General features: G+C 57.5%; 24 protein-coding genes. 10 read left to right on the top strand and 14 right to left on the bottom strand.

Annotated elements, in window-relative coordinates; genetic code table 11:
- Positions 1-21: 21 nt before the first annotated feature.
- The 9 genes from ABWV79_RS04530 to pdeM all read left to right on the top strand — a co-directional run bounded on the left by ABWV79_RS04530 (position 22) and on the right by pdeM (position 10,026).
- Complete coding sequence (locus ABWV79_RS04530) at positions 22-1,461, top strand: TadA family conjugal transfer-associated ATPase (RefSeq protein ID WP_353390617.1); 1,440 nt, start codon at positions 22-24, stop codon at positions 1,459-1,461.
- Positions 1,462-1,473: 12 nt separating this feature from the next.
- Positions 1,474-2,442, top strand: coding sequence for a type II secretion system F family protein (locus ABWV79_RS04535; protein ID WP_170354932.1), 969 nt, complete (start codon positions 1,474-1,476; stop codon positions 2,440-2,442).
- A 10-nt stretch (positions 2,443-2,452) separates the two neighbouring features.
- Complete coding sequence (locus ABWV79_RS04540; protein WP_353390618.1) at positions 2,453-3,442, top strand: type II secretion system F family protein; 990 nt, start codon at positions 2,453-2,455, stop codon at positions 3,440-3,442.
- Between the two features lie 49 nt (positions 3,443-3,491).
- A complete protein-coding gene (locus tag ABWV79_RS04545) occupies positions 3,492-4,046 on the top strand; it encodes a tetratricopeptide repeat protein (protein WP_353390619.1) in 555 nt (184 codons plus the stop codon).
- A gap of 11 nt (positions 4,047-4,057) precedes the next feature.
- Positions 4,058-4,909: a tetratricopeptide repeat protein gene (locus tag ABWV79_RS04550; RefSeq protein WP_170753748.1), complete on the top strand. Its 852-nt coding sequence runs from the start codon at positions 4,058-4,060 to the stop codon at positions 4,907-4,909.
- 4 nt (positions 4,910-4,913) lie between these two features.
- A complete protein-coding gene (locus tag ABWV79_RS04555; protein WP_353390620.1) occupies positions 4,914-5,459 on the top strand; it encodes a prepilin peptidase in 546 nt (181 codons plus the stop codon).
- A 115-nt stretch (positions 5,460-5,574) separates the two neighbouring features.
- Positions 5,575-6,882, top strand: coding sequence for a DUF8689 domain-containing protein (locus ABWV79_RS04560; RefSeq protein WP_170724506.1), 1,308 nt, complete (start codon positions 5,575-5,577; stop codon positions 6,880-6,882).
- 39 nt (positions 6,883-6,921) lie between these two features.
- Positions 6,922-9,345, top strand: coding sequence for a ligase-associated DNA damage response DEXH box helicase (locus ABWV79_RS04565; RefSeq protein WP_353390622.1), 2,424 nt, complete (start codon positions 6,922-6,924; stop codon positions 9,343-9,345).
- Positions 9,346-9,363: 18 nt separating this feature from the next.
- Positions 9,364-10,026 (top strand): ligase-associated DNA damage response endonuclease PdeM, encoded by a 663-nt coding sequence (gene pdeM, locus ABWV79_RS04570; protein ID WP_353390623.1) that lies wholly within the window; start codon positions 9,364-9,366, stop codon positions 10,024-10,026.
- A 5-nt stretch (positions 10,027-10,031) separates the two neighbouring features.
- On the opposite strand, the gene ABWV79_RS04575 is transcribed toward pdeM, so the two are convergent.
- From ABWV79_RS04575 to ybgC, 14 genes are all read right to left on the bottom strand, one after another.
- The gene (locus ABWV79_RS04575; protein WP_353390624.1) at positions 10,032-10,778 is read right to left on the bottom strand and encodes a LytTR family DNA-binding domain-containing protein; all 747 of its coding nucleotides are present in this window, start codon (positions 10,776-10,778) and stop codon (positions 10,032-10,034) included.
- Positions 10,779-10,981: 203 nt separating this feature from the next.
- Positions 10,982-11,872, bottom strand: a complete 891-nt coding sequence (gene folD, locus ABWV79_RS04580) for a bifunctional methylenetetrahydrofolate dehydrogenase/methenyltetrahydrofolate cyclohydrolase FolD (RefSeq protein ID WP_170753741.1) — start codon at positions 11,870-11,872, stop codon at positions 10,982-10,984.
- A gap of 48 nt (positions 11,873-11,920) precedes the next feature.
- Complete coding sequence (locus ABWV79_RS04585) at positions 11,921-12,226, bottom strand: chorismate mutase (RefSeq protein ID WP_353390625.1); 306 nt, start codon at positions 12,224-12,226, stop codon at positions 11,921-11,923.
- A 58-nt stretch (positions 12,227-12,284) separates the two neighbouring features.
- A complete protein-coding gene (locus tag ABWV79_RS04590; RefSeq protein ID WP_170753739.1) occupies positions 12,285-13,961 on the bottom strand; it encodes a formate--tetrahydrofolate ligase in 1,677 nt (558 codons plus the stop codon).
- Between the two features lie 186 nt (positions 13,962-14,147).
- Positions 14,148-14,723, bottom strand: a complete 576-nt coding sequence (locus ABWV79_RS04595; RefSeq protein ID WP_353390626.1) for an MOSC domain-containing protein — start codon at positions 14,721-14,723, stop codon at positions 14,148-14,150.
- Positions 14,724-14,815: 92 nt separating this feature from the next.
- Positions 14,816-16,732 (bottom strand): ATP-dependent zinc metalloprotease FtsH, encoded by a 1,917-nt coding sequence (ftsH, locus tag ABWV79_RS04600; protein WP_170354920.1) that lies wholly within the window; start codon positions 16,730-16,732, stop codon positions 14,816-14,818.
- 76 nt (positions 16,733-16,808) lie between these two features.
- The gene (gene tilS / locus ABWV79_RS04605; RefSeq protein WP_353390627.1) at positions 16,809-18,062 is read right to left on the bottom strand and encodes a tRNA lysidine(34) synthetase TilS; all 1,254 of its coding nucleotides are present in this window, start codon (positions 18,060-18,062) and stop codon (positions 16,809-16,811) included.
- On the bottom strand, positions 18,059-18,883 hold the full coding sequence (gene ybgF, locus ABWV79_RS04610) for a tol-pal system protein YbgF (protein WP_353390628.1): 825 nt from the start codon (positions 18,881-18,883) through the stop codon (positions 18,059-18,061). Before ybgF ends, tilS begins: the two co-directional genes overlap by 4 nt.
- Positions 18,884-18,887: 4 nt before the next feature.
- Positions 18,888-19,400, bottom strand: coding sequence for a peptidoglycan-associated lipoprotein Pal (pal, locus tag ABWV79_RS04615; RefSeq protein ID WP_170354917.1), 513 nt, complete (start codon positions 19,398-19,400; stop codon positions 18,888-18,890).
- 87 nt (positions 19,401-19,487) lie between these two features.
- A complete protein-coding gene (tolB, locus tag ABWV79_RS04620; protein ID WP_353390629.1) occupies positions 19,488-20,807 on the bottom strand; it encodes a Tol-Pal system beta propeller repeat protein TolB in 1,320 nt (439 codons plus the stop codon).
- Complete coding sequence (gene tolA / locus ABWV79_RS04625) at positions 20,804-21,910, bottom strand: cell envelope integrity protein TolA (protein WP_353390630.1); 1,107 nt, start codon at positions 21,908-21,910, stop codon at positions 20,804-20,806. The genes tolB and tolA overlap by 4 nt, the downstream gene beginning before the upstream one ends.
- Before the next feature lie 9 nt (positions 21,911-21,919).
- On the bottom strand, positions 21,920-22,396 hold the full coding sequence (gene tolR, locus ABWV79_RS04630; RefSeq protein WP_170753725.1) for a protein TolR: 477 nt from the start codon (positions 22,394-22,396) through the stop codon (positions 21,920-21,922).
- Between the two features lies 1 nt (position 22,397).
- Entirely contained in the window at positions 22,398-23,093 is a 696-nt protein-coding gene (gene tolQ / locus ABWV79_RS04635; protein ID WP_170354913.1) for a protein TolQ, read from the bottom strand.
- 111 nt (positions 23,094-23,204) lie between these two features.
- Positions 23,205-23,612, bottom strand: coding sequence for a tol-pal system-associated acyl-CoA thioesterase (ybgC, locus tag ABWV79_RS04640; RefSeq protein WP_170753724.1), 408 nt, complete (start codon positions 23,610-23,612; stop codon positions 23,205-23,207).
- Between the two features lie 191 nt (positions 23,613-23,803).
- Here ybgC and ABWV79_RS04645 point away from each other — a divergent pair, with 191 nt between their 5' ends.
- Positions 23,804-25,498, top strand: a complete 1,695-nt coding sequence (locus ABWV79_RS04645; protein WP_353390632.1) for a SulP family inorganic anion transporter — start codon at positions 23,804-23,806, stop codon at positions 25,496-25,498.
- Positions 25,499-25,502: the final 4 nt, after the last annotated feature.

Here is a 25,502-nt window from a genome sequence, read left to right on the forward strand (position 1 = left end):
AGGTCCGAAAGGGGAACCGCCGTGTTTTCAAGATACAAAAAACAGCCCGAAGCGCAGCCTGTTCAGGCCGAGGTCAAGGCGACAACGCCCACCTCTACAGCCCAACAGGCACCCACAGCAAACGCGATGATCCGCAAGCCTGTGGCAAAAAAGGCCGCTGAGCCGACAGCATCCGATCGCGAGCGCAAGCGCAAAGAGCGGTTGAGCGAGATCAAGATCGAGTTGCACCGTGAACTACTTGAAAACCTGAACCTTGCTGCACTGGAAAACGCCAACGAATCCGACCTTCGTTCAGAAATCAGTGCCATTGCGAGTGAAGTCCTTGAGACCAAGAACATTGTTCTGAATCGGGACGATCGTTTCCAACTTAACAAAGAGCTTTATGACGAAGTTACCGGTCTTGGCCCGCTTGAGACCTTGCTGCAAGACGACACGGTCAACGATATCTTGGTGAACGGTCCGCAGCAGATTTTTGTAGAGCGTGCCGGTAAGCTGGAAATCAGCGACATCACCTTCAAGGACGAGAAGCACCTGATGCGGATCATCGACAAGATCGTATCCGCTGTGGGTCGCCGTGTTGATGAATCCAACCCTTATGTTGACGCCCGCTTGGCAGATGGGTCTCGTTTCAACGCCATGGTGCCGCCGATTGCGGTTGATGGCTCGTTGGTGTCCATTCGTAAGTTCAAAAAAGACAAACTGGGCATCGACGACCTGGTCAATTTTGGTGCGTTCACCGAAGAAATGGCCGCCTATTTGCAAGCTGCGGTGTCGACACGCCTGAACGTGATCGTTTCGGGTGGTACGGGTTCTGGTAAAACGACCACGCTGAACGCTCTGTCCAGCTTTATCGACGATGCCGAACGCATCCTGACCATCGAGGATACGGCGGAACTTCAGTTGCAACAAACCCATGTGGGCCGGATGGAAAGCCGTCCACCAAACGTGGAAGGCAAAGGCGAAGTCAGCCCGCGCGACTGTCTGAAGAACGCCCTGCGCATGCGTCCCGACCGCATCATCGTGGGTGAGACGCGTGGCGCCGAGGTGATCGACATGTTGCAGGCCATGAACACTGGCCACGATGGTTCGATGACGACAATCCACGCCAACTCGGCCCGTGATGGCATTTCGCGTTTGGAAAACATGATCGCAATGGCAGGTATCGAAATGCCGATCAAAGCGGTCCGCAGCCAGATCTCAAGCGCTGTGAACCTGATTGTACAGGCCAGCCGTCTGCAGGATGGTTCACGCCGAATGACCTCGATCACCGAGATCACGGGCATGGAAGGTGATGTTATCTCAATGCAAGAAATCTTTAGATTTCAGCGTGTTGGCCTTACGCCCGACAACAAGATTATAGGCCATTTCACGGCCACCGGCGTGCGCAGCCACTATTCCGAACGCTTCCGGTTGTGGGGCTTTGACCTGCCCGCCGCCATCTATGATCCAACTACGATGTAAGGAGAACCTGAGATGCAACTGCCTATTGAGGCTCTCATATATGTCGTGATCTTCGTCGCCGTTCTGGCTCTGGTCGAAGGTATTTATCTGGTCGCATTCGGCAAATCCATCAGTCTGAACAGCCGCGTAAACCGGCGTTTGGACATGTTGGACAAAGGCGTCGGCCGAGAACAAGTGCTTGAGCAGCTGCGTAAAGAGATGCAGCAGCACATGCAAACGCAGTCCATCCCGCTTTATTCACTGCTCGCGGATAAGGCGCAGAAGGCTGCGATTGCGTTCTCGCCGCGCCAATTGATCATGATAATGGTGCTGGTTTCTGCTTTCGCCTTTGTCGGGCTCAGCATCGGCACCGCCACTGCAACATTTCTGAGGATAGCCATCTCGATCGCTATCGGTGTCGGTGGCGTTTATGCTTGGGTCAATCATAAAGCTTCGAAAAGGATGGCTTTGCTAGAGGAACAACTGCCCGACGCAGTAGAGCTGATGGTTCGTTCTTTGCGGGTGGGCAATCCGTTTGTATCCTCGATCCAGATTGTTGCAAACGAAGTTCAGGATCCCCTGGCAACCGAGTTTGGCGTCATCGCAGATGAGTGCGCCTATGGCCGTGACGTCGGCGAAGCGCTGAAAGACCTCGCGCAGCGGCTGGACATGCAGGACCTTCGCTTCTTGTCTGTTGCGGTCGGCATCCAACAGCAATCCGGTGGTAACCTGGCGGAAATTCTGGCCGGTCTGGCACAGGTGATCCGCGCTCGTTTCCGCCTGTTCCGAAGGGTCAAGGCCATCACTGCCGAGGCCAAATGGTCGGGCAAGTTCCTGTCAGGTTTCCCTGTCTTCTGTCTTGTCTTCATCCTTGTGAAAGACCCCGGTTATTATGACGAGGTGATTGACCATCCGTGGTTCATTCCGGCCTGCTTCTTTGTCGGCATCATGCTGACGTTGAACCTGATCGTCATGCGCATTTTGACAAACATTAAGGTCTGAGGGCAGCGCCATGGAATTTTTGACCCAAATCAACACCTTACTGACTGAAAACCTTGGGCAGTTCGGTCCGCTTATTGTCGTCGGTGTCCTCGGCCTGATCATGATCCTGGTCGCGGTTCCTTTGATGATGAACCAACCAGAAGATCCGTTGAAAAAGCTACAGCGTTCAACGGCAGCTCCGAAGAAAACGAAAAAGGGCAAGCAGGATCGCCTGCGCAACGCCGGCCGCAACGAACAGCTTGAAAAGTTTTCTACGTTCCTGGAACCGCAGAACCAGGAAGAGCTGTCAGCGATGCAGCTTAAACTGCGGCAGGCGGGATATCACTCTAAGGACGCGGTACGGTTCTTTCATTTCGCCCAGTTTGCTTTGGGGATGATCGGTATCGCGATCGGCGTGATGTTGGTGACCGTTTTGGCTGGGGACAACGAGTTTACCGGCCAACAAATGGCGATCCGCATTGGTTTCCCCGCCATCGCCTTATACTTCCTTCCACGGTATTGGATCACCCGCCGTGTCGCAGAACGGGAAGAAGCCATTGTCGCCGGTTTTCCTGATACCCTTGACCTGATGCTTGTCTGTGTTGAGGCAGGCCAGTCTTTGGATCAGGCTATCGTGCGCGTCGCGGCTGAGATGAAGGCTTCCTATCCTGACATTGCGCAGGAATTCGAGGTTGTAGCCCACGAAATGAAAGCTGGTAAGGACAAGGACACTGTTCTTCGGGATTTCGGAACACGTTGCGGCGTTCAGGACGTCAGTTCATTTGTGACCGTTATGATCCAATCGGCCACATTCGGCACTTCGATTGCCGAAGCACTACGGGTTTATGCCGGAGAAATGCGTGACAAACGCGTGATGCGTGCAGAAGAAGCTGCTAACAAGTTGCCAACGAAAATGACACTTGCCACAATGATGCTGACGGTGCCGCCGTTGCTGGTCATTCTGGTTGGACCTTCGGCAAAAGGTATCGCAGAGTTTGCAGGCGGTAATCCAGGGGGCTGATAGCCTTATGATTTCAACACTCAGGTGTGTCCGGCCAAGGATTCGCCACGTGATCGGGGCCGCCATGGTATGTGCCATGGTGGCCTCTTGCACAGAAAACCTGCCTGGTGATTTGGATGCTCCGGGCATTGATCCACAAGGCCAAGGTCAGGATCCTTTGGTGGTCGGGAACCGACTGCTGCGGGCCGGTGAGTATGACTTGGCACTGGATTCCTTTGCCCGCGCCGCGCTGAACCAGGGCATGACCGCCGAAATCATGGCTGCCATGGGCACTGCCAACCTGGGATTGCGCCAGTTGAAGCCCGCCGAAACTCTGCTGCGTCGCGCTGTTTCCGAGGAACCCGACTGGCCGGTTGCATGGAACAATCTGGGCGTCATTCTGATGGAGAAAGGCGAGTATCCAGAGGCGGCTCAGGTGTTTCGACGGGCTTTTGCATTAGACAATGGCGAAAGTGACGCAATTCGGGACAATCTGCGCTTAGCACTCGCAAAAATGGAAAATTCTGATAATACTGACGTCGAAGAACAAGAATACACGCTGGAGCAACAAGGCGACGGGCAATTCAAGCTTCGCAAGCTTCAGGAAAACGGGCAAGAGCAGTAAGGGACGCAAAAATGCGCCAACAATTCTTGATTATGTCATTGGTGACGTGCGGGCTGATCCTGTCCGCCTGCGCGAAAGAAACCGAGGAAGAAAAGGTCGAAAAGACGTTTCAGGAAGTGAACGTTATCGACGAAACTAACCTGAACGAAGTGTTGCTAACAGCAGCCGATCCTAATGAGGCCGTCACCTATTTTCAGGGTGCTGCAGCCAAAAATCCCGGTCGCATTGACCTGCAAAGAGGGCTGGCGATTTCGTTGGCGCGGGCAAAGCGCACCACCGAGGCAGCAGCCGCCTGGAAAAAAGTGACCACCATGAAGGGCTCGGCCAGTGTTGATCGGGTCGAATATGCCGACGCACTGGTTCGCGCAGGAAACTGGACCGAGGCGAAAAAAGTACTGGATTCCGTTCCGCCGACTTTCGAGACCTTCAAAAGGTATCGGTTAGAGGCTGTTGTCGCCGACTCAAACCAGGACTGGAAACGGGCCGATCAATTCTATGAAACGGCGATTGGCCTGACCACGCGGCCTGGCGGCGTGATGAACAACTGGGGCTATTCCAAACTGACACGCGGTCAATATGAAGAAGCCGAGCGCTTGTTCGCTGAAGCCATTCGACAGGACAAGTCTCTGTTCACAGCCAAAAACAACCTCGTTCTTGCGCGCGCGGCGCAGGGCAATTACAGCATGCCGGTCGTGCCGCTGACACAGGCCGAACGGGCCATGCTGTTGAATACTATGGGGATTTCCGCAGTCAAACAGGGCGATGTAACAACCGCCAAGAACCTGTTCCGCGAAGCAATTGCAACGCATCCGCAACACTTCGAAGAAGCCGTCCGCTCGTTGCGCGCGCTCGAGGAAGCCTAAGTTGATGCAAATTCCGGCAGCCGCGGCGGGGTGGTTTTTGCCTTTCGTTCTGCCGATCTGCTTTTATGTCGCGTTCACCGATATGCGCGACATGTTGATCAAGAACCACGCGGTTATTGCCTTGGCCGGAGTATTTGCCTTTGTCGGTCTGATCGTCGTTCCGCCATGGACGACCGATTGGTCCGAAGGCTGGATCGGCCCCTTTGCGGTAACGCTTCCGCCCTACCTTTGGCAGTTGCTGCACATTCTTGTCGCTTTAGTAATAGGCATTCTTGCCAACGCAGCCGGGGTCATGGGAGCGGGCGACGCCAAATTTATTGCGGCTGCTTCCGCGTTCGTTTGGAGCGGCGACTATGTGACGATGATGTTCATTCTAATGTCCACAACGCTCGCAGCGTTTGTAACGCACAGGCTGGCCAAAAACACTGCTCTGCGCGCTATCGCACCTAATTGGGAAAGTTGGTCCCGCGACAAACAGTTTCCCATGGGATTTGCACTTGGCGGCAGCCTCGCCATCTACCTGATCCTTGGGGCTGTTTACGGCTCGTAAACTATCATTACTCCGCCTTGTCCCCGCCTTGGTGATGCCACAAAGCGGGACCAGATTTTTCGCAAGCGGCCCGAGTGGGCCAATGGCGTGAATACTGGATGGATGAGCACCCCTCATGAATATGCAGACGACCTCGGTAATGGCCCCCCCTGCCCCCAAAGGCTTGGGCGAAATGCAATTGCCCATCGTGATGATGCGGGACATTTTGTTGAAAACCATTTTTCGCAAGAACGTTGATACGGTCTCGGAAGTGGCGGAAGCGATCTGCCTGCCGGGCTCGGTGACTCAAGAACTGATCGATATCTCGCGCGAACAGAAACTGATCGAGGCGACAGGTACCCTGAACGCCAACAGCGGCAACGAGATGGGCTATCAGCTGACAGATGCAGGTAAAGCCCGTGCACTGGACGCGCTCAGCCAGTCGGAATATTTCGGTGCCATGCCGGTTCCACTGGATGTCTACCGCGAACAGGTCAAACGCCAATCCATCCGAAACATTCAGGTCACCCGCGACCAGCTAACCGGGGCAATGGGGCATCTGGTTCTGCCCGACAGTCTTTTGGATCACCTTGGACCTGCAGTAAGCGCAGGCCGTTCGATCCTGATGTATGGTCCTCCGGGCAACGGTAAGTCGTCCATCTCAAACGGTATTCGTGACGCGCTTGGCGACAATGTCTATGTCCCGCGCGCAATCGAGTATGCCGGTCAGGTGATCACCGTTTATGATCCGATCGTTCACACTGCTATCGAGCAAGAGGCCGACGACCCCAACAGCCTACGCCGCCGCAAACGGTTCGATTCACGCTATGTACAATGCGAGCGCCCCACCGTTGTGACCGGTGGTGAACTGTCGCTCAGCATGCTGGACTTGGTCTACAACCCCACTGCGCGGACCTATCAGGCCCCACTGCAGCTTAAATCGACCGGCGGCATCTTTATCGTGGACGACCTTGGACGTCAGGCCGAGCCTCCGCAAGCGCTGATCAACCGCTGGATCGTTCCGCTGGAAGAAAGCAAAGATATCCTTGGCTTGCAGTCAGGTGAAAAATTCGAGGTGCCTTTTGACACGCTGGTCATTTTCTCGACCAACTTCCACCCGAATGAAATCTTCGACCAAGCGGCCCTGCGTCGGATTTTCTTCAAGATCAAGATCGACGGGCCGAACCAGGAAAACTTCCTGAAAATCTTTGCAATGGTGGCGCGCAAACGCGGTATGCCACTGGATGAAGCTGCTTTGGTACATCTGTTGAAGGTCAAATACCCGACCATCAACAATATCTATGCGAACTATCAGCCGATCTTCCTGATCGACCAGATGATCTCGATCTGTGAATTCGAGGGCATCCCCTATCAGATGAGCCCCGACCTGATCGACCGCGCCTGGGCCAACATGTTCGTGCGCGAAGAAAAGATCGTTCACTAGGCCACTGTCATTTCGATGCCGGGCAGGTAGTCTGCGCCCATGACGCAGATTCCCGCCAGGATCACCGACTGGTTCACCGCCAAAGGTTGGTCGATCCACCCTCATCAGCAACAGATGTTCGACCGGGCTGCCGATCCGGCGACGCTGCTGATTGCGCCGACGGGTGGGGGTAAGACCATGGCCGGATTTCTGCCGACTCTGGCGCAGTTGGCCGATGGCGCGCATAGCGGTCTGCACACGATCTATGTCTCGCCACTAAAAGCGCTGGCCGCCGATATCCGCCGCAACCTGCGCGGCCCTGCTGACGAAATGGGCCTGCCCATCCGGATCGAGGACCGCACTGGCGACACCTCGGCCACGCAGAAGAAACGTCAGCGGGTAGACCCTCCGCATATCCTGCTGACGACGCCGGAAAGTCTTGCTCTGCTGACCTCGTATGAGGACGCGCCGCGCATGTTTGCGGGGGTGCAGCGGGTGATCATCGACGAAATTCACGCGCTGGCCGAAAGCAAGCGCGGTGATCAGTTGATGCTGGCGCTTGCGCGTTTGCAATCATTGTGCCCTGATCTGCGCCGGGTGGGTCTGTCGGCCACGGTCGAAGACCCGCAGGCAATCGCGCGCTTTCTGGCACGCCACCCTGACCCCTGCCAGATCGTGCAGGCCGATCCAGGTCCGGACCCCGACATTCGGATGCTGGAAACGCAGGAGCTGCCGCCTTGGGCCGGAGGTGGTGCCGCCTATGCCATCCCCGCCGTGTTGGAGCAGATCAAACAACACAAGACCACGCTGATCTTTCACAACACCCGCGCGCAAGCCGAGATATTCTTTCACAATCTCTGGCTGGCCAATGACGATGCGTTGCCCATCGGTATCCATCACGGCAGCCTTGACCGGCAACAGCGCGAGCGGGTCGAAGCCGCCATGGTGCGCGGCGATCTGCGCGCCATCGTCTGTACCGGCAGCCTTGATCTGGGCATCGATTGGGGCGACGTGGACCTGGTGATCCAGATCGGCGCGCCGAAGAACGTTAAACGGCTGGTCCAGCGGATCGGGCGGGCCAATCACCGATACAACGCGCCCTCCAAGGCCCTGCTGGTGCCGGCCAACCGGTTCGAGGTGGTAGAATGCGTCGCAGCGCTTGAGGCCGCCCGCGCGCATGATCTGGACGGAGAGCCACGCGGCACAGGCCCCCGTGACGTGCTGTGCCAACATATCCTGATCGCGGCGGCGGCGGGGCCGTTTGATGCGGATACGCTCTATTCCGAAATGACGACCGCCGGGCCTTTCGCCGATCTCAGCCGCATGCAGTTCGATGATTGTCTGGAGTTTTGCGCCACCGGCGGCTACGCCCTGCGCGCCTATGACCGCTGGCAGCGGCTGCAACAGCGCCCTGACGGTCTGTGGCAACTGCGTGACCCCCGTGCCGCGCAGCGTATCCGCATGAATCTGGGCACAATTCAGGACACCGATACGCTGAAAGTGCGCCTGAAACGCAGCCGGGGCGGCAAGCCACTGGGCGAGGTCGAAGAGGCCTTTGCCGCCTCGCTCACCCCCGGCGACACCTTCCTGATCGGCGGTCAGATCGTGCGCTACGAGGGGCTGCGCGAGATGACGGTCGAGGTCAGCCGCCGCGCAGACAAAAAGCCTAAGATCGCCACCTTCTCGGGCACCAAATTTGCCACCTCAACCCAGTTGAGCGATCGTATTCTGCGCATGTTCGCGCAACCCGATTGGCCGCAACTGCCCGCGCATACGGCCGAGTGGCTGACGCTCCAACGGCAGGTCTCGCGCCTGCCCAGCCGCGACAGGCTGCTAATCGAAAGCTTTCCCGATAATGGGCGCGAACACCTCTGCGTCTACGGTTTTGCGGGTCGCAACGCGCAGCAAACACTGGGCTTGTTGCTGACAAAACGGATGGAAGAAACCGGCCTTGCCCCCTTGGGCTTTGTCGCGACCGACTACGCAACGTTGATTTGGGGGTTGGATGCCGTAACGGACCCCCGCCCACTTTTTCAACTAGAAGCTCTGCGCAATGGGCTTGAAACTTGGTTGGCCGGGAACGCCGTTATGAAGCGAACCTTCCGCGCCTCAGCCACTATTGCAGGGCTAATCGAACGCAACACGGGCGGACAACGCAAAAGCGGTCGTCAGGCAACATTTTCTTCGGATATTTTGTACGACACATTGCTGAAATACGACCCCGATCACCTGCTGATGCAAATTACCCGTGAAGAAGCCATGCGAGGCCTGGTCGACTTCGGACGGATCGAAGCCATGATTGCGCGTATCGGCGACCAGATCGACTTGAAACGGCTGAACCGGGTGTCGCCCCTTGCGGCACCGCTGTTTCTTGAGGTTGGAAAGGTCCCAGTCAAAGGATCAGCCGAAGAGCGCCTGCTGGCCGAAGAGAGCGCGCGTTTGCTGCAAGAGGCGGGCTTGGAATCACTTGCCTCGGGCGCGTAAACAAGCAAAGAACGTACCATGAACGAATTGTCGTTTTCCTTCGCCGGTCATGACCTGCGCGCACTTGGAACCGGGGCTTTGTGGTGGCCGGAAGAAAGCCTTCTATGCGTGTCGGATTTGCATCTGGGAAAGGCAGAACGCATCGCACGGCGAGGAGGCGCTTCACTACCGCCCTACGACACGCTGGACACGCTGGTGCGGTTAGCAAACGATGTGGAATACACCAAAGCAACCACAGTGATTTGCCTTGGTGACAGCTTTGACGACCTAGATGCGGCCTCGGCCCTTGGAAGTCGGGAAAAGCTGCAAATCGCGGCGTTGCAAGCCGGTCGGACCTGGATTTGGATCGAAGGCAACCACGACCCCGGCCCGGTCGAATCGGGTGGCAGCCATCTGGCTGAGCACAAGCTGCGATCGCTTGTGTTCCGACACATAGCCCTACCGGACGGTCAAGCAGAGGTTTCAGGTCACTACCACCCCAAGGCACGGTTCCGGCTGCGCGGACGAACAATCACGCGTGCTGCGTTTCTGGTCGACGAAACGCGCCTACTGTTGCCCGCGTATGGTACATACACCGGCGGTCTATACAGCTCTGACGAAGCGCTAAAAGGACTAATGAGCGACCGCGCTATGGCGATTCTAACGGGCCAATCCCCGCAGATGATCCCAATGCCTCGCTGAGGCGTTTAGATCACGCCGTCTTTTTCAAGTATGGGTTTGTACTTGCGACTGACTGGGACCAGTTCGCCATTTGTCAGGCGTAGAAAAGTTTTTCCGTGACTCTTTTCAATCCCGGTCACAGCAGCGTCGACCACCCAGTGCGAGCGGTGGGTGCAATGCCCACGCTCGGGCTCCATCTCGGCAATGGCATCGGTAAACCTTGAACGGATGGTGAAAAGTCCCTCGGTGGTAACGACGTCAACGGAATGATCCCGGACTGCCAAACGTAGAACCTGCCCCGTGAACTCTTGCGGCAATCGTCTGTAAAGTCGTGGCGCAAAGCGGCTGATGTCATGATCCGTAGCTGACTGAACCGGAGCCCGCCGGATGATCAACAACCCGGTCGTAAACAAAGCTCCGTAAGATACCACTGACAGAACGTCTGGTGCCTGCTGCCCACCAGCCGAGAAGACAAGCAAGGTCATCAACCACAGCGAAGGAACGAACAGCGCAAAAGCAACAAACGTAAAAGCAAGATCCCACCCCGTGAAAGAGGTTTCAGCGAACCATTTCTTCAGCAGTTGTCGCGCCGCCCATGTCACCCCCAAAGCCAAGGCTGTGACCCCGGTCCAAAATATCAGGCGCAAGGAAAAGCTCAGATCCATATTCTGGAACGGTTGAAATGCAATGGCCATTAAGGGCAGGAAAATCGCACCGGCAACCACCCGGCGCATCGTAAACTCGGCAACCAATGAGCTTAGTTTATTCGGCATGACAGCTCAGATACTCTCTCCTGTTTCCAGTCGAGCATGACACTCAAGCGCCTAACTCGCTGAGATCATAGGTTTATCATCGTTCTCGCCATATTCAAACCCTGCCAGATTAAGTTTCGTTGATTGTTCCGTGAAACAATCGGGCCGGTAAGTGTTTCCACTCCCGGCCCGTCGTATTCTTTGGTTCGCGCGGATCGTACGCGCTAGACGGTCAGCCCTTCAGGTTCCGGCAGGCTGTTTGCACGGCAGCAGGCGGTCAGGGTGTTGGCCAGCAGGCAGGCGATGGTCATCGGACCGACACCGCCCGGAACCGGGGTGATTGCGCCTGCACGCTCGGCCGCACTGGCATAATCCACGTCACCGACCAGCTTGTTCTTGCCGTCACGCTCGATCCGGTTGATGCCTACGTCGATTACGGTTGCGCCTTCTTTGATCCAGTCGCCCGGCACCATTTCGGGGCGGCCAACGGCGGCGACGACGATGTCGGCCCGGCGCACAACGTCTGGCAAGTCCTTGGTGCGCGAATGCGCGATGGTCACGGTACAACTGTCACCCAGCAGCAGCTGCGCCATCGGCTTGCCCACGATATTCGAACGGCCAATCACCACCGCGTCCATCCCCGATAGCGAGCCGTGATAATCGCGCAGCATCATCAGACAACCCAGCGGCGTACAGGGCACCATCGATTTTTGACCGGTGCCTAGCAGACCCACGTTCGAGATATGGAAGCCGTCCACATCCTTGGCCGGGTCGATCGAGTTGATCACAAGGTCTTCGTTCAGGTGCTTGGGCAGCGGCAGCTGGACCAGAATACCGTGTACGGCCGGGTCGTTGTTCAGCTTATCGATCAGCGCCAGCAGGTCTTCTTCCGAGGTCTCGGCATCCAGCTTATGCTCGTACGAGTTCATGCCGACCTCGACGGTCTGTTTGCCTTTCGAGCGGACATAGACCTGGCTGGCCGGGTCTTCACCAACCAGAACTACGGCCAGACCGGGCGTGATACCACTTTGCTCTTTCAGCTTTGCAACCTGATCCGCCACCTGCGCACGCACTTTCGCCGCAAAAGCTTTACCGTCGATAACCTCGGCTACCATCCTGTCATCCCTTCTATCAAAAACGGATCAGGCGCCTGAAACGCCCGATCAGTCGGCGCCGAGCACACGTTCCTCGCGTGCGATCGACCAATCAATCAATATGCGCCACAGCCGTTCGGCCAGTTCCGGGTCCAAACCCAGATCGTCCGAACTTGCGCGCACGCGCTGCACCACTTCCTCGACACGGTCCGGGATGCGGGCGGGCAGCCCCTCGGCAGGTTTCAACTGCGAGGCGCGGTCGATATATCCCGCACGCATCACCAACATCTCGATCAGTTGGCGGTCCAGCTTGTCGATCTGAACCCGCAGTTCCTGCATTGAATGACAGTCCTGCGGAGGTGTCAGAGTGGGCATGTTCGTCTCCTCATGGCCCGGGGATATCCCCGGACCACGAGATGTCTTATTTGGGGGCTTAGAACAAGCCCTCGATCTCGCCTGCGTCGTTAAGGCAGATGGTTTCCGCGGCCGGTTTGCGGGGCAGACCGGGCATGGTCATGATCTCACCACAGACAACCACGATGAAGCCGGCACCAGCGGACAGGCGGACTTCACGCACCGGGACCGAGTGGCCGGTGGGCGCACCGCGCAGGGTCGGATCGGTCGAGAACGAGTACTGGGTTTTCGCCATGCAGACCGGCAGGTTGCCATAGCCCGCGTCTTCCCACTCGCGCAGCTGGTTACGGATTTTGTTGTCGGCCAGAACCTCATCGGCGCGGTAGATGCGCTTGGCGATAGTTTCAACCTTCTCGAACAGCGGCATGTCATCGGGGTAGATCGGCGCGAAGTTAGCAGTGCCACCTTCGACGATTTCCACGACTTTTTCGGCCAGCGGTGCCGAGCCTTCCGAGCCCAGTTCCCAGTGACGTGACAGAACCGCTTCGACTCCGTGATCGGCACAATATTTCTTGACCGCATCAACTTCGGCATCAGTGTCGGTGACAAAATGGTTGATGGCGACAACAACCGGCACACCGAAGGATTTCACGTTCTCGATGTGGCGACCCAGGTTAGCGCAGCCGGACTGAACCGCATCGACGTTTTCTGCGCCCAAGTCAGCCTTGGCGACGCCGCCGTTCATCTTCATCGCGCGCACGGTGGCAACCAGCACCACGGCAGACGGGGCAATTCCCGCCTTGCGGCACTTGATGTTCATGAACTTCTCGGCACCCAGGTCGGCACCAAAACCTGCTTCGGTGACGACATAGTCAGCCACTTTCAGCGCGGTCTTGGTCGCAATGACCGAGTTACAGCCGTGCGCGATGTTCGCGAAGGGGCCGCCATGGACGAAGGCCGGGTTGTTTTCCAGTGTCTGCACCAGGTTCGGCTGCATCGCGTCTTTCAGCAGAACGGTCATTGCGCCTTCGGCTTTGATGTCGCGGCAATAGACCGGGGTCTTGTCGCGGCGGTAAGCAACGATGATGTCGCCCAGACGCTTTTCCAGATCTTTCAGGTCGTTGGCCAGGCACAGGATCGCCATAACTTCCGACGCCACGGTGATGTCAAAGCCAGCCTCGCGCGGGAAGCCGTTCGACACGCCGCCCAGCGAGGCGGTGATCTGACGCAGAGCACGGTCGTTCATGTCGACCACACGACGCCATGCAACGCGACGAATGTCGATGTCGCACTCGTTACCCCAATAGATGTGGTTGTCGATCATCGCCGACAGCAGCGAGTGGGCCGAGGTGATGGCATGAAAGTCACCGGTGAAGTGCAGGTTCATCTCTTCCATCGGAACAACCTGTGCGTAACCGCCACCCGCAGCGCCGCCCTTCATGCCGAAGTTCGGGCCCAGCGAGGCTTCGCGGATGCAGATCATCGCGTTCTTGCCAATGCGGTTCAGACCGTCGCCCAGACCAACGGTGGTGGTGGTCTTGCCTTCACCCGCAGGGGTCGGGTTGATCGCGGTGACAAGGATCAGCTTGCCGTCTTCGCGGTCTTGAACCGAGTTGATGAAGTCCTGGCTGACCTTGGCCTTATCATGGCCGTAAGGCAGCAGATCGGCAGAGTCGATGCCGATCTTGGCACCGATTTCCTGAATCGGCTTCTTATTCGCTTCGCGGGCGATTTCGATGTCGGATTTATAGCTCATTGGGCAGGGTCCCTGATTGAATGCCGTGCAAAACCGACGCAGGGCGTCGGCGCTGGTCAACCCATACCGTCGTGTACCGTGGCGATAGATGTGGATTCCGACATAATCATGTCTTGAAACGGCGTAGCGTCACTTACAGGGTGGCGTCACGTAACTTTGATCGTTTCGCATCGGAAAGCCTGTGTCTTAAGGTGCCCAAGCGCGCTGATCGGGAACAAACAACGTCAGGGAATCACCCAAGCTCAGAACTCCGGGGCGTTCGACCCAAGCCGTCACACCGCGCCTTCCCTGCGCGGCAGGCTTGAAAGCGGCACCGTGACCGGGCAGATCGGCTTCAACCTCGCGTCCCGGTATCACACAAGGGCGGTTCTCCATGTCGATTGTGATCGTTACTCCATCCGGCCCTTGCAGGCGCGATGACGGAGGCACGTGGGTGAAATCGGGGATACCCTTCAACAGGATACTGACCCCAAGATAGGACGGATCGAGCGTGTCCAACCCCATCTCGGCCGCAGTTTCCTGCATTTCCTCTTGGGACAACACCGAGAGCTGCCGTACATTCCGGATTTCCGTGCCCTTGGGATAGATGTTTGTCACGCGCACACAGGACGCGCGGTTTTCCCCCTCGTGTCGCTCTCCTGCAACCCCCGCGAACCCAAGAGACAATGAGGCCGCGGCCTCGGCCCTGATGGAGGCCCCAGCCGGCACCTGACCAAGCCAGACAACTTCGGCCGTGAATTCCGTTTTGCGTAAGACCGGCATCGTCTCTCTCCTTCGCTCTGTTCCAGCCGCTACTAGAATGCAGGCACACGGGAAAAAAAAGAAAAACCCGGGTCTTAGCCCGGGTTTTTGAATTATGCCGTCGGTTCCGGCTCCATCCCGCCATCGGGTGGAGATTTTTTGACCTTGGTCTTTGGGATAGCCGTCACGCTGGGTGCGCTGCCTTCGTCCGGCTTGTCACTTTCGTCATCATCTTCAGTTGGCTTGTCACCGTTCATGACGCGCTTGATCTCATCGCCGGTCAGGGTCTCATACTCCAGCAGACCTTGGGCCAGACGCTCCCATTCCTCGTTCTTGTCGGTCAGGATTTGGTGAGCGCGCTCATACCCTTGCTGGATCAGGCGCTTTACCTCTTCCTCGATCAGCTCTTTGGTATGGGCCGAGACCGAGAAACCTGCGGTGTTGCCCTGATAGCCCTCATGCGCTTCGGCATAGTCGATATTGCCAACCTTGTCCGACATGCCCCAGCGCATCACCATCGCGCGCGCCAATTGACTGGCCTGCATGATGTCGCCGGCAGGGCCGTTCGAGACGTGATCTTCACCATACTTGATGACCTCGGCGGCTTTACCGGCCATGGTCATGGCCAGCTTTTGCTCGCACTCATCGCGGTGATAGTTCAGGCGATCCATTTCCGGCAGCGACACAACCATACCCAGCGCACCACCGCGCGGAATGATCGTCGCCTTATAGACTGGATCGCAAAGCGGCAGTTCCAAACCAACCACAGCGTGGCCGGACTCGTGATACGCGGTCTTTTCCTTCTGGTCCTGCGTCAGCACCATGCTGCGACGCTCGGCACCCATCATCACTTTGTCTTTGGCGTTTTCGAAATCTTCCATAGTGACAAAGCGGCGGCCCACACGCGCGGCCATCAGAGCGGCCTCATTCACAAGGTTCGCCAGATCGGCACCCGAGAAACCCGGTGTCCCCCGCGCGATGATGCGCAGATCGACATCGGGACCCAGAGGCGTCTTGCGCGCATGCACGCCCAAGATCTTCTCCCGGCCTTTGATGTCCGGGTTGCCGACGGTCACGTTGCGGTCAAATCGGCCCGGACGCAACAGCGCGGGGTCCAACACGTCCTTACGGTTGGTAGCCGCCAGAATGATAACACCTTCGTTGGCCTCGAACCCGTCCATCTCAACCAGCAATTGGTTGAGCGTCTGTTCGCGTTCGTCATTCCCGCCGCCATAACCGGCACCACGATGGCGGCCCACGGCGTCAATCTCGTCGATAAACACGATACAAGGTGCGTTTTTCTTGGCCTGTTCGAACATGTCGCGCACACGGGACGCACCAACACCCACGAACATCTCGACAAAGTCCGAGCCTGAGATTGTGAAGAAGGGCACGCCTGCCTCACCTGCAATCGCACGGGCCAGAAGTGTCTTACCAGTACCCGGAGGGCCCACCAGTAGCGCGCCTTTTGGGATCTTGCCGCCCAGACGGCTGAATTTCTGCGGGTTGCGCAGGAATTCAACGATTTCTTCCAGCTCTTCCTTGGCCTCGTCGATACCCGCGACGTCGTCAAAGGTCACACGGCCATGCTTTTCGGTCAGCATCTTGGCCTTGGACTTGCCAAAGCCCATCGCGCCGCCTTTGCCGCCACCTTGCATCCGGTTCATGAAATAAACCCAGACACCGATCAGCAGCAGGAACGGCAGCAGAGTGATCAGGAAGGACTGGAAACCCGACTGCTGCTGTTTGACCGCCTGCACAGGGATGTTTTCATCGATCAGCAGTTTTGTGACTTCGGCGTCGGCTGGCTTGATGGTCACATAATTTGCGCCGCTTTGCGTGGTATAGCGAATCTGTTCACCATCCAGCGTAACGTTTTTGACTTCACCGCTTTGCGCGGCGGCCACGAAATCGGAATAGGTTCTTTCATTGCTCTGAAGCGTTCCACCCGGTCCGCTGAACAAATTGAACAGTGCAAGGATCAGCAAAAACAGAACGACCCAGAAGGCGATGTTACGAGCGTTGCCCAAGGAAAATCTCCCAAAAGATTTCGGCGGATGCGTGTCCGCCGGGTTGCTTCTTAAAATAGAGAGGATTCAAGCAGGTTCAATGCGATAAAAACGAAGAGTGAAAGTCGGGCCATTTCGACACGATTTCCGCGCGCCATCCGTTGCCAAAACCGGCCAATGGGGCCGAAATTAACACATCTTTGTGCCAAATCGCGGGCGAGGCGACTAAAGCCGCACGTGGTTTTCCAAAATCACGCCAACCTGAAACCTGCGCGATACCTTCTTCACCAAGTGGTTTTACTTGCAAATCGCTTCCGGAGGGGCCGGACAGAATCCAGCGTTTATCCCAAGTCTGGTCGGGATCGCATGTTTCGTGCGAAATCGCGTTTAGCTCTCGACAAACCCATGTTTTCTGCGCTTTTGTAACAAGAATACAACCGCCTAATGTGGTCCCGTTTCCCTGTTTGATCGCATGCAGGGCCACATCTACCGCTGATTGGCGCGGCGGATAGTCACCGCCCGCAATCCATCGGATGCAGCCAATCAACAAGCGACGCCTAATCTCTTGGGGCAGAGCATCGAAGCCTTCGCGATCCAAACAGACATCACCGGACACCGGAACCAACACCTTGGCAGCGGATTCCTGCGTAAAGTGATCCAAGGCATCACGGGCTTGTGCAAGATTATCAGCAACCCGTGCCAAAGACTCGACCGTTATGCCGATTTCACCAAGTCCGACCAACCCATCACGGGCTTTGACACGATCAAACCGGCGATCCTGATTCGAAGGGTCTTCGATCCACTCGACACCGATCTCGGTCAGGTATTCCCGCAGGGTTTGTCGGGTGATCTTCAGCATTGGACGTAACAGGACGAACCCGTCACGATCACGAACAGTCGACATACCGGACAGACCGGTTACACCTGCCGCGCGACCCAAACGCATCAGAAAGGTCTCGGCCTGATCATCCGCAGTATGACCCAAAGCAACCGCACCGATCTGGTTTCGCCGCGCCCAGTCCGCCAGCAAATCGTACCGTGCGCGACGCGCCTGATCCTGAAGGTTTCCCGATTTTTTCCAACCGTGCCACTCCAGAATGTCATGCGACACACCCATAGACTTTGCGTGGTCCGAAACCCACAGCGCCTCGGTCGCGGCTTCCGCGCGCAGATGATGGTTTACTGTCGCCGCACTCAGTTCGATACCTTCGTCATGAGCGAGATCATTCATCAGATGCAACAAGGCGAGCGAGTCGCCTCCGCCCGATACGGCAACACCTAGTCGATAAGGCAATCGTTCAGGCAAACCTGCACGAAGCTCGGATCGTAACCTGTCGGCAAGTTCGCTCAAGGACAGCCCAGCGAGGTCATTTCCTGCGTTGCGCTAGTCGCCGCAGGAGAGGCGGGAAACCGCACCCCGACTTCCCCAAGCGTGATGCACGCCTGATCCCGCTGCCCAAGACGCCCAAGGGCCGAGCCAAGTTCAAACAACGCTTCAGGCGCAAATGCGCCTTCGGAGTCGCCGGTAAAGCTGGCCAGGAAAGCACGCGCAGCTTCACGCGTGTCGCCCAGGCCCTCAAGAGCGTGCCCGCGCTTCAGATTGGCTTCAGGCGCCAGTGGGCTGCCCGGGTAAGAGACGTCAAAATTGGCAAATTGGTCGGCGGCTGCTTGGAAATTACCTTCAGCCAATGCTTGCACCGCAGCATCAAAATCCGCCCGTTCACCGATTGCCAGCTCTCCCTGATCAATCGCAACCGGTACGCTGGGCGAGGTCGGGGCCGCGGTAGCAATCTCGGTGTCCCCTCCAAGGCTCGAGGTCTCTCCTAGCGCGCTCAGGTCACCGCCTTCCAGTTCGACCAGACGGAACTCCAGATCGCCGATGCGGTTGGTACCGTCGGTGACGATATTCTGCACCCGCTGGTTCAACTGCTCAGTCTGACGGGTCAGGCGCTGCAACTCGGCCTCGATCGCGTCCACACGCTCCAATATCGAACTGCCGGACAGGTTCGGTGCCGGAGAGCCCGTTGTCGAAAACTCACGCTTCAGACGCTGGATTTCCACATGCAACACAGTCAGTTCTTGCCGGATATCCGCCAGAGTCTGCTGATCTTGCGCTTGCGCCACGCTGGCGGTAGTCAGAACCGCCGCCAGAACCCATCCTGCAACTTTCATCGCCTTACCCCAGTGTTGAGCCGGTCAGCACAGTAACCGCGCGGCGGTTCTTGGAATAGCAATCCTCGGTGCTGCAAATCTCGATCGGGCGTTCCTTGCCAAAGCTGACCGTAGTCAAGCGATTGCCTGCCACCCCGCGCGAGATCAGATATTCCCGTGCCGCATTCGCCCGGCGTGCGCCCAATGCGAGGTTATATTCACGGGTGCCTTGTTCATCCGCGTGACCTTCTATGTTCGCCACGAAATCTGGGTTTGCCAGCAACCAATCCGCCTGCCCTTGCAAAACAGTCTGCGCCTGCGGTGTCAGCGTTGATTGATCGACCGCAAACAACACACGATCGCCGACGGTCTGCTGGAAATAGGCAGGCGAGCGCGGATCACTTGGTGACCCAGCCGCCAATCCACCACCATTCGCGCCATTGCCAAAGCCCCCGCCCAAATCGGATGGATCGTTGCTGGTACAGGCAGCCAGAATGCCAAGTGCGCCCACTGCTACCACTTTGCCCAATACGTTCATTTCAAGTGCCTCGTTGTTTTATCTGTTTATTGCCGCCTGTGTAGCACAGCGCGGGTTTCTTGTGAACTTTTCCCACCGCCCCCGCGATCAATTCTGCAACGGCCCCCAGGACGGATCGCTGCCGCCATCCGGCGTGCGCACCGGGCGCAGGTTCCGGCCCGAGATATCCACCGAATACAAAGTCGCCCGTCCGCTCGCCCCTTGGGTTTCGCGGGTGAACATGATCACCCGACCATTGGGCGACCATGTCGGCCCTTCGTCCAGAAAGGACGAGGTCAATAGGCGTTCCTCACTGCCATCGGTGCGCATCACGCCGATATGGAACCGGCCTTTGTTCTGCTTGGTAAACGCGATCAGATCGCCGCGCGGAGACCAGACCGGCGTGCCATAGCGGCCTGCACCAAAGCTGATCCGCGTCGCCTCTCCCCCATTCGCGGGCATGATATACAGTTGCGGCGTGCCCGACCGGTCGCTTTCGAATACAATCTGCGATCCATCCGGCGAATAGCTGGGCGCGGTTTCGATCGCAGGTGTGTTGGTCAGACGAGTGCTCTGCCCCGAGGCCAGATCCATTTTCCACAGATCCGTATTGCCGCCCTGTATCAGCGAATAGACGATCGAGCGCCCATCCGGCGAAAAGCGGGGCGAAAAGCTCATGGTGCCGCCGGGCGTGTTCAACTCGCTGCGTCGCACGCGGTCGACATCCAGCACATAGATGCGGGGCTGGCCCGTCTCATAGCTGGTATAAAGCAACCGATCCCCCGTCGGCGAAAAGCGCGGGGCCAGCACGATGGCTGCACTGTCGGTCAGGTACTGCACGTTGGCACCATCGTAGTCCATGATCGCCAGACGTTTAAGCCGCTGATTCTTGGGACCGCTTTCCGACACAAAGGCCACTCGGCTGTCGAAGTAACCGCCCTCACCCGTCACGCGACTATAGACCTGATCGGCCACCTTATGCGCCATGCGCCGCCAGCCATCTGTAGTGCCTGCGAACTGCAAGCCGTTACCAAGCTCCTGCCCGGAAAAAACGTCCCAGACCCGGAAGCGGACCGTCAGCCGATTGCCCGAAACATTCACCGCCCCGGTAACAAGTGCCTCGGCATTGATCGCCTTCCAGTCGGCAAATTGCAGCGCATCTTCAAAGCTGCTGACCTGGCTGATAAACGCATCGGATGAGATTTCGCGGAACAGCCCGGTGCCGGTGAGATCCGCTGCGACAACCCGCGTGATATCCTGCGCGTACTGAGCCGCAGCGGGACCGTCGGGCACGAAACTGGGCACCGCGAAGGGCAAGGGTTCGATGATCCCCTGATCCAGTTCCAAGCGCAGCGGTCCGTTCTGGGCATAAACCGGCGCTGTCAAAAGCGTCAGGCCAAGCAACAGGCTGGTCAGAAATCTTATCATTTGATCCGCATCCTCTCGGGATTGAATGTAATCTCAATATCCTGCCAATGCGCATACTTGTCAGCAGGCAGGTCATATCCTCTGGCTCCACAGCGCAAGATAGCACGCCGGGCGGCTTCGTAGGCCTGTCTTGAAGCGCCGGAAGATCCGCCGGAACTCTCGATCAGGCGCAAGCTACCGCCCACCACATTGCCATCCGGCGTGAGTGAAAACCCGACGACGACCACAGTCTGCAACGCGTCGGTCGACAACGACCCTACATTCCAACACTTGGACACTGCCAAACGCATCGCATCTTTCTCACCGCTGGTCAGTGGCGGGCCCGAGGGTTCGTTGCCCTGCCCCAACGCTTCAGCCAACGCATCCTCGATGGCGCTTTCATCCGCAGGCTGGGGTGCAGGCGTCTCGGGCTTGGCTTCAGGCGCTTCCGCCACCTCGGGCTGCGCCGGAGGGGTCGGTCGGTTTGGCCGAACCTGTGGCCGCGGAGAACTGCGGGGCGCGTATTCCTTGGCTTCCTCGGCCTCGGTCACGATCTCATCCGTCGCCTCTTCGGGGGCGGTTTGATCCTGCTGTTCCTGCTGAACCTCGGCGCCTTCGTCCAAAGACACAGCGGGTGTTTCGATATCATCCGGTGCGGCCTCAGGCGGAGGCGGCGCGACGGGCTCGGGCGCAACCCTGTCCGCAGGGCGCGGCTGTGCTTCGGGTCCCGGCGGTGTTGGCAAGGCAACTACGTCCGGCTCGGGAGGCTCAAGCGTCGGGGGTTGTTCTATCACAACTGGTTCAGGAGGGGGCTCAACCGCTTCGGGAACCGTATCAGGCTCCGGCTCAGCCGGTTCCGACACCTCTGGCACCGGCTGCTCTTCTTCGACCTGTGCGGGGGGCGTTGCATCTTCGACCGGAGCTTCGGGTTGCTGCAAAGCGGCCGGGGTGGCCACTTCGGGCGCGTCCCGTTGGGCGGTCATTGCCGCAAATTGCTCAGCCGAAATCACAGAGACATCCTGTACGGCCATAGGCAAGGGTTCGGACCGGAACGTGCCGCCGAACAAGGCCCATCCGATCAGACCGACATGGGCAATCGCCGAGATCTTGGTGCCGGTATCCACCGTGCCGCCTCACTCTCCACCTTCGTCAAGCGTCGGACCGCCGGTGTCAGTCACAAGACCGACATTGGAAAACCCACCCGCATTCAAGGCACCCATTACCTGCATCACCTGCGCATAGGGGATCGAGCCATCCGCCCGCAAGAACACGCGGTCACTGCTGCGCTCGGACGCGATGGCGCGCAATCTGCCAATCAATTCTTCACGCTGAATGTCAGTGGTCTGGATCTGCACTTGCCCATCGGCGGTCAGCGTTACGGTCAAGGGTTCTTCGTTGTCACCGGGCAATGCGCTTGCCGCCGTCTTGGGCAGATCCACCGGCACCCCGACTGTCAACAAAGGTGCGGCCACCATGAAGATGATCAGCAGCACCAGCATGACGTCCACAAACGGGGTCACGTTAATCTCGGCCATGGGCTGCGCACGACCGCGACGCCGTCCGCGTCTGCGCCCATTCCCGCCCGAGCTTTGCTGAACCGCCGCACCCATCTTAGCTGTCCAACTGTCGCGACAGGATGGTGGCGAACTCGTCGGCAAACGCCTCGTAACCGCCCACGATCCGATCACTATCCGCGCTAAGTTTGTTGTAGAAAATCACCGCCGGGATCGCGGCTAACAGGCCCAGACCAGTCGCCAGCAAAGCCTCGGCGATACCGGGGGCCACAACCGCCAGATTGGTGTTTTGTTGTTCGGCAATCTCGATAAAGGCGTTCATGATGCCCCAAACAGTTCCGAACAGGCCGATAAAAGGTGCGGTCGAACCTACCGTTGCCAAGACAGGCAGACCCTTTTGCAGAGTCTCAGCCTCTTTCGCGATGGCAACATCCATCGACCGGTCGATCCGGGCCGTTGCGCCGGCAATCAACCCACCATCTGTACGGTGCGAGCGACGCCACTCGATCATACCCGAGGCGAAAATCTTTTCCGAACTGCCGTCAGGCTGTGTGCCGATCTGTTCGAACAACTCATCCAGGGGGTTTCCGGACCAGAACGCCTCATCAAACACCTGCGCCTCGCGCCGGGCGGCCCGATAGTTGATGATTTTCTGAATGATAATCCCCCAAGACCAAACCGACGCACCGATCAGCATCAGCATCACCAATTTTACGATAAAGGTCGCGCGGGCATACAGCCCCCACATGGAGAAGTCGATCTCCTGCGCCAGCGCCAGCGTTTCAGCTTCCATGAACCTGCTCTTTAGTTTTTGCCTGACGGCCGTTTCTTTGGCCTTGTTTTGATGAACGCTAACGCAGTTGGGTATGAAAAGCCAACAGAACCACCCGGGCGGTCAAAATTGTTACATCAATGCGCGAATCTCTGCCGGAAGACGCACCGGTTTGCCCTGCCCATTCATGCAAACTGCCGTGACCGAGGCAGTGAATACCTCGGTTTCCCCTCGCGTCACGCGCTGTGCCATCGTTAATCTGGCACCCGAAAGTGCTGTGATCCAGGTTTCGATCTGCAGTTCATCATCGAATTTGGCTGTGGCCAGGTATTCAGCTTCGATTTTTCGCACGACCCAGACGATGCCAGCATCCCGCATCGCGTTCTGGTCGTTACCAATATTGCGTACATAGTCTGACCGGGCACGTTCGATGTATTTCAGATAGTTCGCGTGGTAGACCACGCCGCCCATATCGGTGTCTTCATAATAAACCCGGATCGGGAAAATGTGCTTTTTCAACGCGTCTGAATCTTGGGTCATGATCTGAATTCCGGCCACATAAGGACTTCTGAACAAACGGGGCATCCCCTATTCCAAACAGATGCATGTCCGCCGTGCCACCTGCAATCCCCAAGACCTGTTAATTTTCGTGATCAGGTACAGACGCTCGTATTCCAACGCTCCTCCCGATACACTTTCACTCAAGGAACCGGCATCGCATAGGGGGCAACGTGGCAGGTAAAGGCCGAGAAAACAGGGCGCTACCGATCTTTCAGGGCATTCTGCCGCTGAACCTGTCCAGACTGCCAGCCGAGGTTCTGGCGGGCCTGACTTTTGCCTGCCTAGCGATCCCTGAGGTGATGGGATACACCAAAATCGCAGGCACTCCGGTCGTGACTGGCCTGTACACTATCCTCATCCCGATGGCGCTGTTCGCGATCTTCGGATCTTCGCGGCACTTGGTCGTGGGCGCAGATTCAGCGACGGCGGCAATTACGGCTTCGGCGCTGGCGGGCATGGCGGCTTCGGGATCCAACGAATATCTGGCCCTTGCCTCACTCCTGGCGTTGATGGCCGGGGTATTGCTGATAGTTGCCCGAGTTATCGGCTTAGGTTTTCTTGCGGATTTCTTGTCCAGAACGGTGCTTGTTGGATTCCTTACCGGCGTCGGTATCCAGGTCGCGTGTGGTGAACTTCCCGGCTTATTGGGGATCGAGACTTCCGAACATGGCACAATCGCAAAGCTGGCAGCTACCGTGCAACAGATTGATCAGATCAATTCCGGTACGCTACTGGTATCCGCCGCTGTTCTAGTCATCGTCGTCGGCTGCAAACGCTTGTCGAACAAAATTCCGGGGCCTTTGATCGCCATTATCGGCGTCATCCTGTGCAGTTGGGCGTTTCAACTCAGTGCATCAGGAATTGCAGTGCTTGGCCCTGTCCCCAGCGGTTTGCCATCCTTGTCCATTCCAAACGTCGACTGGAGCTGGAACCTGTTCAAACAATTGCTGCCGACGGCCATTTCGATCTTTATTGTCATCCTGGCACAAAGCGCAGCAACCTCGCGCGCATACGCTGCCCGGTATGATGAGCGCTTCAACGAAAACACTGATTTGATCGGGTTGAGTCTGGCCAATATTGGCGCTGCGTTCAGCGGGACTTTTGTGGTTAACGGTAGCCCCACAAAAACCGAAATGGTCGCAAGCGCGGGTGGGCGCAGTCAGATTGCGCAGCTGACCACCGTGCTGATCGTGCTTATTGTCATTCTGTTCCTGACCGGTCCCCTGGCGTATCTGCCTAACGCCGCACTCTCTGCCATCGTGTTTCTGATCGGACTTAAACTGATCGACGTAAAGGGTCTGATTGCGATCTATCGCCAGGCACGGTCCGAATTCTGGATCGCAGTGGCAACCGCTGCAGTTGTGGTGCTGGTTGGAGTCGAACAAGGGATCATTCTGGCGATGGCCCTATCCCTGATCGACCATACGCGACGCGGCTATCACCCCAGAAACACCGTGATCGTGCGCAATAAAACAGGCGAAGGCTGGCGCGCCAAATCCATCGCGCCCCCCAACCAGTTTGACCCCGGACTGGTGATCTATCGTTTTTCCCACAGCCTGTATTATGCAAACACGCAACGGCTTGCAGATGAGATCCGGGCGATCACTTCGGACCCACAAAACGATATACGCTGGTTCTGCCTTGAAGCATCCGCCGTAGATGACGTGGACTTCTCCGCCGGTTTCACGTTGCGCGACATGTACCGGATGCTGGACGCACAGGGCATTCGGTTGGTGTTCTTGCTTATCTCACCAAAGGTGCGCGCGGAACTGGACAGGTACGGCGTCACCGATCTGGTGGGAAAGGAAGCCTTTTACACCGACGAGGCTGCGTTGCTGTCAACGTTCCACAGCAAAACCCCTTGAGGTT

The sequence above is a fragment of the Ruegeria sp. HU-ET01832 genome, assembly GCF_040371315.1.
Classification (GTDB): domain Bacteria; phylum Pseudomonadota; class Alphaproteobacteria; order Rhodobacterales; family Rhodobacteraceae; genus Ruegeria; species Ruegeria lacuscaerulensis_A.